The organism is Bowmanella dokdonensis, from assembly GCF_017254865.1.
Taxonomy (GTDB): Bacteria; Pseudomonadota; Gammaproteobacteria; order Enterobacterales; family Alteromonadaceae; genus Bowmanella; species Bowmanella dokdonensis.
This window is the reverse complement of the sequence record NZ_JAFKCV010000006.1, coordinates 88,557-102,854: the sequence shown is the minus strand read 5'-3', so window position 1 is coordinate 102,854 and position 14,298 is coordinate 88,557. Positions and strand designations below refer to the sequence as shown.

At 56.8% G+C, this 14,298-nt stretch carries 14 protein-coding genes; 4 read left to right on the top strand and 10 right to left on the bottom strand.

The features are described 5' to 3' along the window. The first annotated feature begins 9 nt into the window (after nucleotides 1-9). A complete protein-coding gene (gene egtD, locus J0A66_RS12320) occupies nucleotides 10-942 on the top strand; it encodes an L-histidine N(alpha)-methyltransferase (RefSeq protein ID WP_206574121.1) in 933 nt (310 codons plus the stop codon). A 405-nt stretch (nucleotides 943-1,347) separates the two neighbouring features. Continuing rightward, entirely contained in the window at nucleotides 1,348-2,631 is a 1,284-nt protein-coding gene (locus tag J0A66_RS12315; RefSeq protein WP_206574120.1) for a Glu/Leu/Phe/Val family dehydrogenase, read from the top strand. A gap of 42 nt (nucleotides 2,632-2,673) precedes the next feature. Here the strand turns inward: J0A66_RS12315 and J0A66_RS12310 are convergent, their stop codons facing one another. The 10 genes from J0A66_RS12310 to glpK all read right to left on the bottom strand — a co-directional run bounded on the left by J0A66_RS12310 (nucleotide 2,674) and on the right by glpK (nucleotide 12,038). Continuing rightward, entirely contained in the window at nucleotides 2,674-3,540 is an 867-nt protein-coding gene (locus tag J0A66_RS12310; protein WP_206574119.1) for an AraC family transcriptional regulator, read from the bottom strand. Between the two features lie 71 nt (nucleotides 3,541-3,611). Further along, nucleotides 3,612-4,448 carry a 3-mercaptopyruvate sulfurtransferase gene (gene sseA, locus J0A66_RS12305; RefSeq protein WP_206574118.1) on the bottom strand — a complete coding sequence of 279 codons (837 nt, stop codon included), beginning with the start codon at nucleotides 4,446-4,448 and terminating at the stop codon, nucleotides 3,612-3,614. A 113-nt stretch (nucleotides 4,449-4,561) separates the two neighbouring features. Next, nucleotides 4,562-4,885 (bottom strand): DUF3784 domain-containing protein, encoded by a 324-nt coding sequence (locus J0A66_RS12300; protein WP_206574117.1) that lies wholly within the window; start codon nucleotides 4,883-4,885, stop codon nucleotides 4,562-4,564. Between the two features lie 59 nt (nucleotides 4,886-4,944). Then, on the bottom strand, nucleotides 4,945-5,316 hold the full coding sequence (locus J0A66_RS12295) for a VOC family protein (RefSeq protein WP_206574116.1): 372 nt from the start codon (nucleotides 5,314-5,316) through the stop codon (nucleotides 4,945-4,947). A 44-nt stretch (nucleotides 5,317-5,360) separates the two neighbouring features. Then, nucleotides 5,361-5,759 carry a DUF4019 domain-containing protein gene (locus tag J0A66_RS12290; RefSeq protein ID WP_206574115.1) on the bottom strand — a complete coding sequence of 133 codons (399 nt, stop codon included), beginning with the start codon at nucleotides 5,757-5,759 and terminating at the stop codon, nucleotides 5,361-5,363. A 113-nt stretch (nucleotides 5,760-5,872) separates the two neighbouring features. Next, nucleotides 5,873-8,818, bottom strand: a complete 2,946-nt coding sequence (locus tag J0A66_RS12285; RefSeq protein ID WP_206574114.1) for a zinc-binding metallopeptidase family protein — start codon at nucleotides 8,816-8,818, stop codon at nucleotides 5,873-5,875. Between the two features lie 79 nt (nucleotides 8,819-8,897). Further along, on the bottom strand, nucleotides 8,898-9,191 hold the full coding sequence (locus J0A66_RS12280; RefSeq protein WP_206574113.1) for a TfoX/Sxy family DNA transformation protein: 294 nt from the start codon (nucleotides 9,189-9,191) through the stop codon (nucleotides 8,898-8,900). Between the two features lie 3 nt (nucleotides 9,192-9,194). Further along, on the bottom strand, nucleotides 9,195-9,626 hold the full coding sequence (locus J0A66_RS12275; protein ID WP_241264170.1) for a GNAT family N-acetyltransferase: 432 nt from the start codon (nucleotides 9,624-9,626) through the stop codon (nucleotides 9,195-9,197). A gap of 22 nt (nucleotides 9,627-9,648) precedes the next feature. Then, complete coding sequence (locus J0A66_RS12270; protein ID WP_206574112.1) at nucleotides 9,649-10,206, bottom strand: DUF7010 family protein; 558 nt, start codon at nucleotides 10,204-10,206, stop codon at nucleotides 9,649-9,651. Nucleotides 10,207-10,553: 347 nt separating this feature from the next. Then, a complete protein-coding gene (glpK, locus tag J0A66_RS12265; protein ID WP_206574111.1) occupies nucleotides 10,554-12,038 on the bottom strand; it encodes a glycerol kinase GlpK in 1,485 nt (494 codons plus the stop codon). Nucleotides 12,039-12,202: 164 nt separating this feature from the next. Between glpK and glpD the strand changes: the two genes are divergently transcribed. Further along, on the top strand, nucleotides 12,203-13,693 hold the full coding sequence (gene glpD / locus J0A66_RS12260) for a glycerol-3-phosphate dehydrogenase (protein WP_206574110.1): 1,491 nt from the start codon (nucleotides 12,203-12,205) through the stop codon (nucleotides 13,691-13,693). Nucleotides 13,694-13,785: 92 nt separating this feature from the next. Next, nucleotides 13,786-14,298 carry a hypothetical protein gene (locus tag J0A66_RS12255; RefSeq protein WP_206574109.1) on the top strand — a complete coding sequence of 171 codons (513 nt, stop codon included), beginning with the start codon at nucleotides 13,786-13,788 and terminating at the stop codon, nucleotides 14,296-14,298.

Sequence of the window (14,298 nt, the reverse complement as noted above, 5' to 3'; positions counted from 1 at the left end):
GCATTGGCAATGAAAAACAACGTCTTTTTCGACGATGTCATCAAAGGATTGTCCCGGGAAGACAAGGCGATTCCCTGCAAGTATTTCTATGACGAACAAGGCTCGATCCTGTTTACCCGGATTTGTGAACTGGAGGAGTACTACATCACCCGAACCGAAACCCACATGTTGCAGCAACTGGCGCCACAAGTGGCTGAAGAGGTGGGTGAGCAGGCCAATCTGGTCGAACCCGGGTCCGGCGCCGGAGAGAAAATACGCATCCTGCTGGACAATCTCAATCAGCCTGCCAGCCTGACACTGGTGGATATCTCGGGTGAGATCCTGAAGCAGTCCGCCCGGCGTTTGCAAAGTGAGTATCCAAGGCTCTGTGTGCAGACCCGGGTCGGTGACTTTACTCAACTGGATGGCCTGGACCTGAAGCTGCCGCCCAGTGGCGCTAATCTGATGTACTTCCCGGGTTCCACCATAGGTAACTTCTGTCCCGATGAGGCTTGCAACCTGCTGTCATCTTTTGCCGAAAGCCTGCACGCCAAAGATTATCTGCTGATCGGAGTGGACCTGGTCAAGGACAGCCAACTGCTTGAAAATGCCTATGACGACGGCCAGGGGATTACCGCCGCCTTTAACAAGAATCTGCTCAGACGCATCAATAACGAGCTGGGAGGCAATTTCGATCTCAATGCCTTCGAGCATCGCGCCACCTGGAATGATCAGAACCAGTGTGTGCAAATGCATCTGATCAGTACCAAGCCGCAGACGGTTCGTATCAATGGCAACAGATTTCACTTCGAAGCCGACGAGGCCATCCATACGGAGGACTCGCATAAATACCGGGTGGCAGATTTTCAGCAACTGGCGGGCCAGGCGGGGTGGAAGGCCCTGCACTGCTGGCAGGACGACGAGGGATTGTTCAGCGTCCACCTGATGCAGTTGGAAGCGTGATGAAAATGATCCTTATAGACTGGCGGGACTAGGGTGTGTTTATCTTTCATATTGACACTCTGCTGGAGGCCATTTTTTTGCCCAGCAAGGAAGAAGGAGTGCGGTTTAGTGGGCCTAAATAATCGACTGACCAATGGGAATGGAACCCATTGGAACAGCGAAGCTGGCCGCGAAGCGGTGAAATATAGGGATATAATTTCATATCACGCTGCTGGACGGAAAAATGGCCCCAGCCCGAAGGGTTGAGGCTAAAAATCCCTCACTCAGCGTTGCTCCCAACTTGTTTAGATGGCTAAACGGCGTTACTCGCGCCTTGATTGAGTGGTTTTTAGCTCTCAACAGAGGCCAATATGAAAGATAAACACGCCCTAAATAGTAAGAGCAACAGCGATAACGGAGGCCAATATGTCAGGAAGCATTCTTGAAGACGCCCTGGAGCAGATCCGCTGCTGTGCGGAGCAATCCGGCGTGTCCAAAGAGGTCATCGACAATCTGATGCAGCCGGAATCGACCCTGACTACCTCATTGCAGGTGCGTATGGGTGATGGCTCGACACGTTACTTTACCGGCTATCGATGTCATTACAACAACAAGCTGGGACCCACTAAAGGCGGGATTCGCTTTCATCCGGATGTGAGCCGCGATGAAATTCAGGCATTGGCCCTGTGGATGACCATCAAGTGCGCCGTGCTGGATATTCCGTTTGGCGGGGCCAAGGGGGGAGTGCGCGTCGATCCCAAGAAGCTGTCCCCCATGGAGCTGGAGCGCCTGGCCCGTACCTATATCCGCAGCATGGCTGACTTTATCGGGCCCAAGACAGACATTCCCGCCCCGGACGTGTACACCAACGCAAGGATCATGGGCTGGATGGCCGATGAGTACGAAGCGATTCATCGCCTCAAGGCGCCCGGGGTCATTACCGGCAAGCCGGTCAGCCTGGGGGGAAGCCTGGGTCGGGAAGATGCCACCGGACGCGGGGCATATCTCTGTACCCGGGCCCTGGCGAACAGGCAGGATCTTGAGCCGGAAAAGACCACAGTGGCCGTGCAGGGGTTTGGCAGCGCCGGCGCTGTGGTGGCCAGACTGTTATTCCAGGCAGGCTTCAAGGTGGTGGCCATCAGCGACTCCAAAGGCGGCATCTATTGCCAGGGCGGTTTCGATGTGGAAAGCATCTACCAGGAAAAACAGCGTTCCAGAAAGCTGCAAGCGGTCTATTGTGATCAGTCAGTCTGCGAGCAGGTAGAGCATGACAAGATCACTAATGAAGAGCTGCTGGAGCTGGAGGTGGATATCTTGATTCCCGCTGCCCTGGAAGGCGTAATAACAGAGGAAAATGCCGGGCGCGTCCGGGCCGGCCACATCGTGGAGGTGGCCAATGGTCCCATCACGTCCAAAGCCGATGGGATCCTGCGGGAGCGGGACTGCATCATAGTCCCGGATGTCCTGGCCAATGCGGGCGGCGTGACAGTCAGCTATTTTGAATGGGCACAGAACCGCCAGGGCTACCGCTGGCAGGAAACCACCGTGCGGGATCGGCTGAACGACAGAATGCAAAACGCTTTTGAGCAGGTCTGGGACAAGGCAGCAGAACTGGATTGCAGCCTGCGCAATGCCGCCTATGTGCTGGCTCTTCAGCGCATCGGTCAGGCACTGGAAGCCCATGGTACCCAGGAATATTTCAACTCGTAAATAATCCCGGGCATTTTTGCCCTGTCTACCGGCGCCTCTCGGCTATAGGCCTTCACCCTGAGGTTGGGTGATGGAATTGAGTGGCAGGTAAATATCTGTCCTGGCCTGGTTTTCCGGCACGTCAGGAAAAAAAGTACGGCGGTGCAAAAAAGCGGGAAAATCACGCAGGGAATGACCGCTTTGCGGCAACCACTTTGCGTACAGCCATTCAACCTTTGCAAACAGTTCTGTATCCGTGCCCTGATGCTCGAGCCTGGCGCACGGCCCGGACGGCAGAGTCGACGGCACCACGCCCTGCTCATTTGGCGCCACCTCCTGATGGGCTGAGGCGATACCAAAACGGAATGCCCCCGGCTCCACCTGGTGGGGATCGTCGTATAACAGGTTGAAGGTGGCGCTGCGGTCAGGTGGGCTGCCGAAGGCCTTGCGCCAGGCAATAAAGCGCTGCAGGGACATCCCCAACTGTTGCATCGGCCCGGTATGGACCAGCAGGGCAATGGAAGTGGCTGGAAAGTTCACTACGCTGACGGTTTGTAAAGCCATGTTAATGCTCCCTGAGTTGTGTTGTAAAAGCTGTCCATACCATGCCTGCCAATCAGGCTCGTTCCTAAAGGCACTGGGTGATTCGCCAAATAATTGCCTAAAGGCCCGGCTGAACGCTTCGACACTGCTGTAGCCGGCTTCCAGGGCCAGGTCAGTGACGGACTGTTGCGGTCGAAAAGCCAGTTTCTGGGCCGCCCGTTTAAGCCGCAAAGCCCGGATGTAGGCCCCTGTACCCACACCTGTATGGGCGGAAAACTGACGGTGAAAATGATAGGGGGAAGCACAGGCAACCCGACTGAGCACCTGCAGGGAGAGGTCGTCGTCCAGGTGGCCGGCAATGTATTCAAGCACGCGTTGTAACTGCATGGCAGGAGCCAGTGATGAGTCAGGGGAGCAGACTAGCACCTAACCTGTGGGGCTGACTTGATAATTCTTGCTCAATCTGTCTGGACGGGCAATTCGCTTCTGGCCCCCCACTCGGCCCAGGAACCGTCATACAAAGCCAGTCTGTGAAAGCCGCAGATATAGGCCGCCAACAGGGGAATACAGGCTGTGACCCCTGACCCGCAACTGAAGGCCAGGGCTTGATCTTTATGCAGATTCAACGCGGTGAATACCTGTTGCAAACCGGGTTGATCCAACAGCCGCCCTGCCTGAATCAGCTCACTGAAGGGCAGGTTCAATGAGCCGGGAATATGGCCGCCGCGCAGACCTGGTCTCGGCTCTGCCTGTGTCCCGCAGAATCGCGGCCGGGAACGGGCATCAACGATCTTTGGCGAACCCGTTTGAGCGGCTGCCAGCAGGTCTTCGGCACACACCACTAAATGGCCCCTGAAGTTTGGCCGGAAATGGCCCTTTTCCTTACTCAGGCCATGGGTGGGGGCTGTGTAGTGGCCCTGTTCCTGCCAGAGGGGTAGCCCGCCGTCCAAGATATGGATGCGGTCATGACCCATGATTTTGAACATCCACCAGGCGCGTGGTGCGGAGTAGAGACCTGCTTGGTCATAGACCACTATCTGGCTGTGGTTGCTTATCCCCATATCTTCCACCAGTGCTGCGAAGTGCTCAGGTGAGGGCAGGGTATGGGGCAAGGGGCTGTGAGGGGCGCAAACCTGCCGATCCATATCGAAACGCCGGGCACCGGGAATACAGGCCAGGTCCGGGCTCAGCTGTTCCCCGGGTGGCGCCATACTGGCATCCAGAATGATCAAATCCGGTTCACGTAAATGTGCGGCCAGCCAATCGGTGCTGACCAAGGGGGACTCGAGTTGCATAGGGGCTCTCTCAGGGTGGCGGAGTCAAACTTATATCAGTTTCAAGCCAAGCCCGTCCATGGGGCCATAGCTGTCAGGCCGGAAAAGCCCGCGTCCGGGCCCCTAACTTGGAGCTAATTGCGCGGACGGTACTTCAGCCAACCGTATACCGCACCGATAACCGGCAGGGTAGAGGCACTTAACAGCAACACCAGCAGTTCGTTGCCGGAAATCATCTGTGCCCACAGCAGCAATGCTGCCAGGGTCATGCCGATTGCCATCACAAACAGACTGGCCCCTATCACCTGGGCATAGGCTTTGGCATTCGTGACCTTGTTTTCGTGCCAGCCGGCGATCAGATGCACTGCTTGCCTGACCCCTATGGCATAAGCAAACAGATAGGCCGGCAGTGCCCCGCCAAGAAACAGAACCAATGCGGCCATGGTGGCTTCATTCATGATTTTCTCTCCTTGCTGCTCTCAGACATTCTTAAAATAGCAAAACTGCTGGCAGGAGGTCAGGTAGCAGTATGAAAAATGCCGAACTTGTTGCCGTCGGGGTCACGAAAATAGGCGGCATACACCCCCGGCCGCCGCTCCCCGGGCGGGCCCTCGCAGCTCGCGCCCATGGCCAGGGCCTTATTGTAAATATCCGTGACATTTCGTGGGGATTTGCCCTTCAGTCCAATCATGGTCCCATTACCGCTGGAAGCGGGCTGACCATCGAAGGGGACACACAGGGCGATGCCAACCGGACTATCCGGCGTTTTCCACAGAATCGAACGGTCGTTTTTCATCACCTGCCTGGCGCCAAACTCGGTCAGCAACGCATCATAGAAACGCTCAGCCTTCTTCAGGTCATTGCTGCCCAGCAGTATGTTGGTGATCATGATGCTTCCCTCCTGACGATGGTTGTGGACGAAAACCAAGGGAGCTACTTGATAAAGTAACCCACCACACGCCAGTCTTTATCTTTCTTGATCATCACCAGAGTTTCCTGGGCGCGGGCCTTCTTGAGGAAAGAGGATTCAAACTCCAGGATCTTGTATTGTCCGTCCGGGGCGCCGGGCATCTGATCACGGTAGGATTCGCTGATCAGGTTTCTGGACACCAGGGGACCGAGGGGATCCCGCACATCAGACACCACAGCCTGCCATTTGTCTGCTGAGATTTGTTTCTGGAAATAATCGGCCGACTGCTGCCAGCTTTGGGCATAGTCCCCGCTGTCGACCAGTTTCAGCCACCCACGAGCGCCGTCATGGGATTCTGGCTCACCAGCGGCCAGAACCTGTAGATTCAGTCCCAGCAGCAAGAGGCAAAGATATTTTTTCATGTTATCAACTCCCTTTTATGTGATTCTCAACCCGATGACAGGGCAGGATATCATCAGCCTGAACCCTTTGTGCAGTGGAAATTAACCGCCCCCGCCGACCGGGTGGAGATGTGTCAACTTTCCCTGGCCCGGGCGGCAATATTGCAGGTGTCATGCAGGGCGCCACTGGTGAATTTGTCCATCTTGTCACGCCAGACACCGGGCATGGTCCGCTCGAGCTGTTCAAACAGGTTGAAGCCATGCAGATCCGGGCGGTTCAATACCTGGCGGGTCACATGCACCTGCAGCAGGCTGCCGCGCACGATGTCGCTGAGCAGCTCGGTTTCCCTGGGGTTATGGCTGCCCCCATAGCTGCGCTCCATCAACAGCGCCTGGCCCGACTCTCTCAGCAACGAAGGGGGCAGCTTCTGTTGCAGCTCACCGCGCACGCTTACCCCGTAGCGCTCACTGATTCCTTTGAGGATCCTGTCAATTTCTGTCCTGAACCGGTCGGTAATCTCTTGTTCGTCAGAGCGCAGATCAATACTCATTATTGCCCGTCTGTACGTGCTCACGTAGCTGACAGGGTCTACCCGGCAAAGGCGTATGCCTTCACCTCCGCCGACCACCTGCCTGGCCAGCGAGCCAATAACATAGCCCTCCAGGGTTTGCGCCAGATCCTCGCGGGTCAGTTCATCTATGAGTCCCCGTACAGCCTGATTTTCACAGGTCAGGGCCGTAGTGACACTGGCGGACCCCGGAATGACGTTGCGATTACACCCAGGGGTGAGACGGATATTGCCCACCACCGGCTTGACCCCACTGAAGCGCTCGCCGGGCCGGATGACTTTATCGAACCAGTCGAGAAACTCTCTCACCAGGCGCGCCGCGGCTACCCCTGGATCCCGGCGGTCCGGTGTGGGGGTGGCTCCGGCGTGATTCATCTCACCATTGAGTGTCCAGCGCAGTGCCGGATAAACATTTTCCAGGCTGTTGGGTTCACCTTCACCCTGCAGGATACCGACGGTGATCCTGACATCATTGAACTGATCCTGGCGGGTGAGGCGACGCAGTTGCCGGTTCAGCTCCAGTGCAGCGGCTTCGGCCAGGTCCCCTTCAAAACTGAAGTCCTCCTGGTAGATACCCATGATGGTGCCCACCTGCACAATGGGTACATTGGCTCTGTCCAGCAGGGGCCCCTGCTCTATGTGCCGCTCGTAGCTGTGGCGGCTGTAGAAATCCTGAGGGTCGGAACAGGCCTGGACCAACCCATCGTCTTCGGCCTTGTCGAGTCGGTTGAACAAGCGGATATCACCCGCCGATTGCGCGGCTTTGAGGCTTTGCAGCATGCGCTGCAGACACTCGCCCCAGCGCTGTCCTTCCTGATTGCGCATTCTGTGGATGGCCTGTGGATCACCCCGCCCTGCCACGGCGGCGCTGCCGGGCATGGAGACCCCTTCGCCGGTGAAGGTCATCTCCTCACCGATAAAGGCGGACATATAAGCACAGACACCGCCGTCGGCTTCCCAGGGTAAGTCAAAGTAGCGCCTGAGATCTTCAAGCACGTGCAGGGTCTCCAGGCCAGACAACACGCCCAGACGACCGTCAAACTTGCCGGCATCATTGACCGTATCGATATGCGAGCCGTGACAGATGCCATTGGCGGTCAGATCCGCCAGTCTCACTTCCCCCCGGCTGAGGGCCTTGCGCTGTGACTCACTCAGCAGCAGCCCGTGCACATTCCCTACCTTGTCGATAAAAGCCTCCAGCCCCGCCACATTAATCTGGCGGATGGTTTCAATGGTGGCGCGGGTAAAGCCGGGAGTCAGGGCGCGGGCATCGATGCGGCCGTCTTCCTCACGGGACACCCTGCCCAGCCAGTCAATGCGACGACGCAACCGGGCCCCAATCCCCCGCATGTCCTGCAGGCTTTGCGGGTCATGCAGAAAGTCCAGCAGGTTACCCTTTTGCCTGAGGCAACCGGCCATCTTCTTCAGCGAATGGTAGTAAACAAAGACTGTGGCGGCGTCGGCCAGGGGGACCAGTTGCCGGAGGGACCAGCGGGCGTCTTTCTTGGCAATGCGCCTGGCATCCGAGTTTTCGATAATATCACGCAGTTGTGCCAGGATGATTGGTGCGTCGCCGCTGCGCTGCTCCCTGGCGTTACACAGTTGCCGGCGGGCGCTAAACAGCCCGTCGCCGCGACCGGTGTAATATTTCTGCTGCTGAAAGTGATCCTTGTCGGCCTGGCTATATTCCTCTTTGGCCGGCAGGTTATTGGCATAGGTCCAGGTCAGCGGATCGCCAAGGGATCCTGGCTCGGCCCCGGTCAGTCCCTGCACCAGCCTGGCGTGTTGCTCCAGGCTGAGGTCCGCCAGTGGCTGGTCGCCAAGAAGAGATTCAACCGCCTGTTGCTGGGTCCCGGTCAGGTAACGGGCATCCAGATGAAAGTTGGCCAGTAGCGGGGCCTCAAAAATCAGTCCCTGGGGGGCATGCAGATAGTCGCGAATCTTTTCCACCGCAAAGCCTTCGCTGGCATTCAGGCCGGGATCTATGACCTGCTCGACAACGCGGGCTTGTTGTTCATCCCAGAACGTCAGACGGGCAAACACATGGGAGCGGGTGATACCGAGCTGAACCTCGGCTTCGGTGCGCAGAATAAAGCGGCCCAACTTGACGCTGTTGTCCTCAAGTACTTCCGCATCCCGGCAATTTTGCCTGAGCATGTCCCGCAGCACCGGGTCGCGGGTCTGGCCCAACTGATGGAGCGGATTTTTCACCACCAGCGAGTGCGGCCGCTGCCGGTAATCCTGTTGTTCCAGGGCGTTTGGCGACATATCGTATTCCAGCACCAGCCCCCGGGAGATGGCATAGGGTGGAATACCCATGCCAATGAGCTGGTCGATAATCAGACTGGTCTTTTTACCACAGCCATAAGCGACGACCGAGTACGGCAGGGCCAGGTAGGCGAGAATCACCTGCATGATGGAATCCCGCTCGCTTAGCAGCGGCAGGCCGGTGGTGGCGTCCTGTTGGACGCTGACCGGCAGGGTCTCAGGTTGGTTGCCAAATACCAGCATGGTGCGTCACTCCTGCATTAGTTGCCAAGGGAACTATTGACCATAGTCAGGGGAGGGCGGGGAATCAAACTGACAGGCGTCAGGAAGAGTGAGGAGACTGTTGGTCTGCGCTGGATTGATTTTCCCGGTGGCCTTCCCGTGCAATCAACAAAGCGCCTTTGTCGTTAGCCGCCACCTCTTGCCAGTTACGGCCCTCTGTCGCGGCCACCAGGGCATAGAGGAAATTAAGGCTGGGTTTCAGTCCGGCTTGTTGCAGCCGGATGAAGGCCGGCAGGGCACAGGTTAGGTGCAGTTTGTCGACAGAATCGATGCCCACCTGATGCAGCCAGGCAGCGGATGCCGGTGCCAGGCCGCTTAAATTGGCTAAACTCAACCGCTACTTAGCAGCACGATATATGTTTGGCTCATAGCGTTCCATAAAGGTGGTCGGCTTGTTAAGGGCCGTAAATCCAAACTTACTGTACAAACCATGGGCGTCTGACGTAGCCAGGGTAAAGCGGCGTATGCCTTTGACCGAGGCATGTGCCAACACCGCCTCCATCAACTGCCTGGAGATGCCCTGGCCACGGAATTCGGGCCAGACAATCACATCGACCAGGTTGGCGAAAGTGGCTCTGTCAGTAACAATTCGCGCAAATCCCACCTGTATCTCGCCAAAATAAGCTCCAATGCACACAGAATGCTCAATGGAACGATCCACTGTTGCCCGGTCTATGCCCCGGGCCCAGGAGCTATCCCTAGTCAGGAACTGATGGATTCTGGGTCTGTCCAGCAGGCGTTTGTCATCGCTTAGCATCAGGTTTTTCAATTCAGCCTCGTCTATGAATGCGTCAATCTGCCGTATTGCTCAGTGGAGCCGGTTCTTTCCTGGTCAGCAAGAAGACAAGGACGGCTCCCAGTAATTCAATACCTCCCCCCGACACTGTCGCCCACAGTGGGTTAAGACCAAGCTGGATAAAGCTCATACCAAGCAAGGCCAAAACGGCGCCGATTGCCCAGTAAATCCGCATGCCGTACAAGGTGGAAAACACCAGATAACGGCCACCAATTGTCATCAGCATGATGGGGAAAAACCAGGCGGGTGTTAACTGAAACACGGAATAGGCGATAAAAAGACCGATAAACAGCAGGATAGTGCACTCCAGCGCCAGGGCCGCCAGCGGATTTTCTTTGCTATGGGTGCCAGGCCGGCCTGATAACCTGGCAACTAACCCACTTAAGGGGTGAATCGCCATGCCGCCGAAAAACAGGGTCAAAGCACCTGTTTGGAGTGAGAAAGACCAGCCGGCAAAACCTGCTGCCAACCAGACCAGCCCCGAAATCGCCAGGCCGGGATAGCCGCTGAGGTAACCGTGACGCATATCCTGTTGTGCCTGCCTTAGATCCATCTTATTTACTCCAGGTTTCCATTGTTGATGCGCTTATATATTGTCGGTTTCTGGATTTACTGGCAATGACCCGCTAATCCACTGTAAAAATCTAGGGTGTGTTTATCTTTCATATTGGCCTCAACCCTTCGGGCTGGGGCCATTTCTTCGTCCAACTGCGTGATATGAAATATATCCCTATATTTCACCGCTTCGCGGCCAGCTTCGCTGTTCCAATGGGTTCCATTCCCATTGGTCAGTCGATTATTTAGGCCCACTAAACCGCACTCCTTCTTCCTTGCTGGAAAAACAAATGGCCTCCAGCAGAGCGTCAATATGAAAGATAAGCACGCCCTAAGGCCAGAGGATTATGTTTGTACGCGTTTAACTGCCTCTTGCCATTTCTGGTAAAGCTTGTCCCGTTCTTGTTTAGGTAAGAGGGGCCTGAACTCCCGATCCGACTGCCAGAGTTTGTCGATGTGCTCCAGTGAGTCGAATACGCCAGCCTGCAGACCAGCCAGGTAGGCTATGCCCAAGGCCGTGGTTTCCTTGTGCTGGCTGCGCTGCACAGGGGCGCCCAGCATATCGGCCAGAAACTGCATCAGCCAGTTGTTGACCACCATGCCACCGTCGACCCGCAGCGCCACCGGACGGACGCCGTCCGCCTCCATGGCTTTTTGCAGATCCTTGGTCTGATAACAGACGGACTGCAGGGCGGCGCTGACGATTTCACCAATGCCGGTGTCCCGGGTCAGGCCCAGAATGGCGCCCCGGGCATCCGGATCCCAGTAAGGCGCACCCAGGCCGGTAAAGGCGGGCACCAGCGTCACGCCATGGTCGATGGGGACGATACAGGCCAGTTGCTCTGATTCATCAGCCTGCTGGATAAAGTGTACGCCGTCGCGCAGCCACTGGATGGTCGCTCCGGCCATAAAGATGCTGCCCTCCAGGGCGAAAGTGACCTGTCCATTCAACCGGTAAGCGAGAGTGGTCAGCAGACGATGGCGTGAATTAAGGGCCCGGTTGCCGGTATTGAGCATTAGAAAGCAGCCTGTGCCATAGGTGCTTTTAGCCATGCCGGACTTAAAACAGCCCTGTCCAACCAACGCAGCCTGCTGGTCACCGGCCATGGCCAGAATGGGGATCTCGCCACCCAGCCAATTGGGCTGCGTTGTACCAAAATCGGCTGCGCAATCCAGCACCTGTGGAAGCATGTCCGGCGGTATGCCAAACAGGCGCAGCAGGAAGGGATCCCACTGCTGGTCGTGAATGTTAAACAGCAAAGTGCGGGAGGCATTGGTGGCGTCGGTGGCGTGACGTCTGCCGCCGGTCAGTTTCCATAACAGATAGCTGTCCACTGTGCCGAACAACAACTCGCCCGCTTCGGCCCGGTTTCTGGCATGCTCAACATTATCCAGCAACCAGCGGATCTTGCTGGCCGAAAAATAGGGATCCAGCAGCAGGCCGGTTCTGGCTTGCAGTTGGGCTTCCAGGGTGGGGTCCTGATGCGCCAGTTGCTGGCAGTAATCGGCGGTGCGTCTGTCCTGCCAGACAATGGCTTTGTAAACGGGCTCACCGGACTGCCTGTCCCATACCAGACTGGTCTCCCGCTGGTTGGTAATGCCGATACCAATGATATCGCTGGCGTTGAGCTGGTGCTCCTGCATTAATTGACGACAACCGCTGAGCACCGTCTGCCATAAGTCATCCGGATTGTGCTCCACCCACCCCGGGTGGGGGTAATGCTGCATGAAGTCGTGCTGAACCATATCTTCGATACGGCCCAGTCTGTTTACCAGCAGCACCTTGGAGCTGGTGGTGCCCTGATCGATGGCGAGGAGGTAACGGCTCATAACAATGCTCCGGCTGGAATATGCTTCTAATACCAATCGGATTGCACTAAAGATTAATCCAATTGGTATAACCATATTCCAGCAAAGGAATTTTTGCGACCCGCCTGACAGGTCGGGTACACAGGACTAAATTCAACTCAAGGCTGTGACCGGGATTGTGGTATATGACCGATAAAGTGGATCTGCTGGTAGTGGGAGGGGGCATCAACGGGGTGGGCATCGCCGCCGATGCGGCCGGTCGGGGGTTGTCCGTACTGCTGTGTGAGCAACAGGATCTGGGTTGGGCCACCTCATCGAGCAGCAGCAAGCTGATCCATGGTGGACTGCGTTATCTGGAGCAGTATGAATTCCGGCTGGTGCATCAGGCACTGGCGGAACGGGAAGTGTTGCTGAAAAATGCCCCGCATATTATCCGGCCGTTACGGTTTCGGCTGCCCCACCGTGCCCACCTGCGTCCTGCCTGGCTGATTCGCACCGGCCTGTTTTTGTATGATCACCTGGCCCGGCGTGTCAGCCTGCCTCCCTCTGCCAGAGTCAGAATGGCACCGGGCAGCCCCTTAAAGGCGGATATCAGGGAGTGCTTCGAGTACTCTGACGGCTGGGTGGATGATGCGCGGCTGGTCATCCTGGTCGCCAGACAGGCCCGGAACCACGGCGCCAGTATTCTCCCCCACACCCGTTGCACCGGTGCACAGCGCCATCAGGATTATTGGCGGGTGACCTTGCAGGATGCCGGCACAGGACGGGTCAGGCAGGTGCAGACCAGGGTGCTGGCTAATGCGGCCGGCCCCTGGGTGGGCCGTTTTTTTAAAGACGATCTGAAGCTGCAAAGTCAGAACCGGATCAGGCTGGTCAAAGGCAGTCACATTCTGGTGCCCAGAATCAAGGACGACGGCTATGCCTATATCCTGCAACACCGGGATGGGCGGATCGTATTTGTGATTCCCTATGAGCAGGCATATTCCCTGATTGGCACCACAGAAGTGGAGTTTGATGGAGAGCCTGGCAAGGTCAGCATTAGCGACCCTGAAATCCGCTATCTGCTTGATACAGTCAATGACTACTTTTGCGCCCAGCTGGCCCCTTCTGATCTGGTGCACAGCTATTCAGGTATCCGGCCTTTGCTTGAGGATAATCGGCTAGAAGCCCGCCAGGTCAGCCGGGATTACAGGGTGGAACTCAGTCATGGCGACGATCAGGCTGCCTTACTGACCGTTTTCGGCGGTAAGATTACCACCTACCGGCGGCTGGCCCAGGCCGCCGTTAATCATCTGGTTGGCTTGTTTCCCGGTATGGGCAGGCCCTGGACGGCAGACAGTCTGCTGCCCGGAGGGGACTTCAGTGACTTACCGATCCTCATTTGCCAGCTACAACAAGACTATCCCTGGCTCCCAGGTGACCTGGTGGCCCGTTTGGCGCGCCAGTATGGCACCCTGACCCAGGGGGTGTTGCAGGACTGCCGTTCGGTGCCGGACCTGGGAAGGCATTTCGGCCATGGACTCTACCAGCGGGAAGTGGATTATCTTTGTGAACAGGAATGGGCGCGCTCCACAGAGGATATATTATGGCGGCGCACCAAGCTGGGCCTGCAATTTGACCAGGCGCAGACCCTCGCGTTGCAGGACTATCTGGCCGGTACAGGGGACGCGTCCTGACAGTCGCAAAATGCGGTAAGCTGGTCTGAAACTTCTGGTGACCCCCTTTGAATTTGACTAGGCTGCAGCTTTCACTAAAGCCAGGGAAAATCATGCCACTAAGTCTCCGCCTGATGCTGTTGGGAATGCTGAGTCTGTCGGCGGCAGCCGACCAACAGACACTTGACAGGGCCAATGATGCCTTGTGGAACAGTCTGCCCAATCAGCCGGGCAAGAAACCAGATATCAGTACCCTGCGCAGCCTGTTTGGCGAAAAGGCGCAGGTAATGGGCGGCCGCTACCGGGATGGTCAGCCGTTGTTCAGTCAAACCAGTGCCAGTGACTTTATTCACAGCCAGGACAGGGAAAAACAATATGGGTTCTACGAATGCGAAGTGAGTCGGCAGGCCGAAGTGTTTGACCGATTTGCCGCCGTGGTCAGTATTGTGGAATCCCGTACCGATCCCTTGCAACCGGAGCCCGATTTTACCGGCATCAACAGCATCCAGTGGTACCGGGGGGAAAACGGTTGGGCGATCCAATCCCTGTATTATCACCTTGAAGCGCCAGAACAGAGTCTGACCTCCAAGCCCTATGCCAGGCGTCCCTGCCTTAACCGGCAGTAA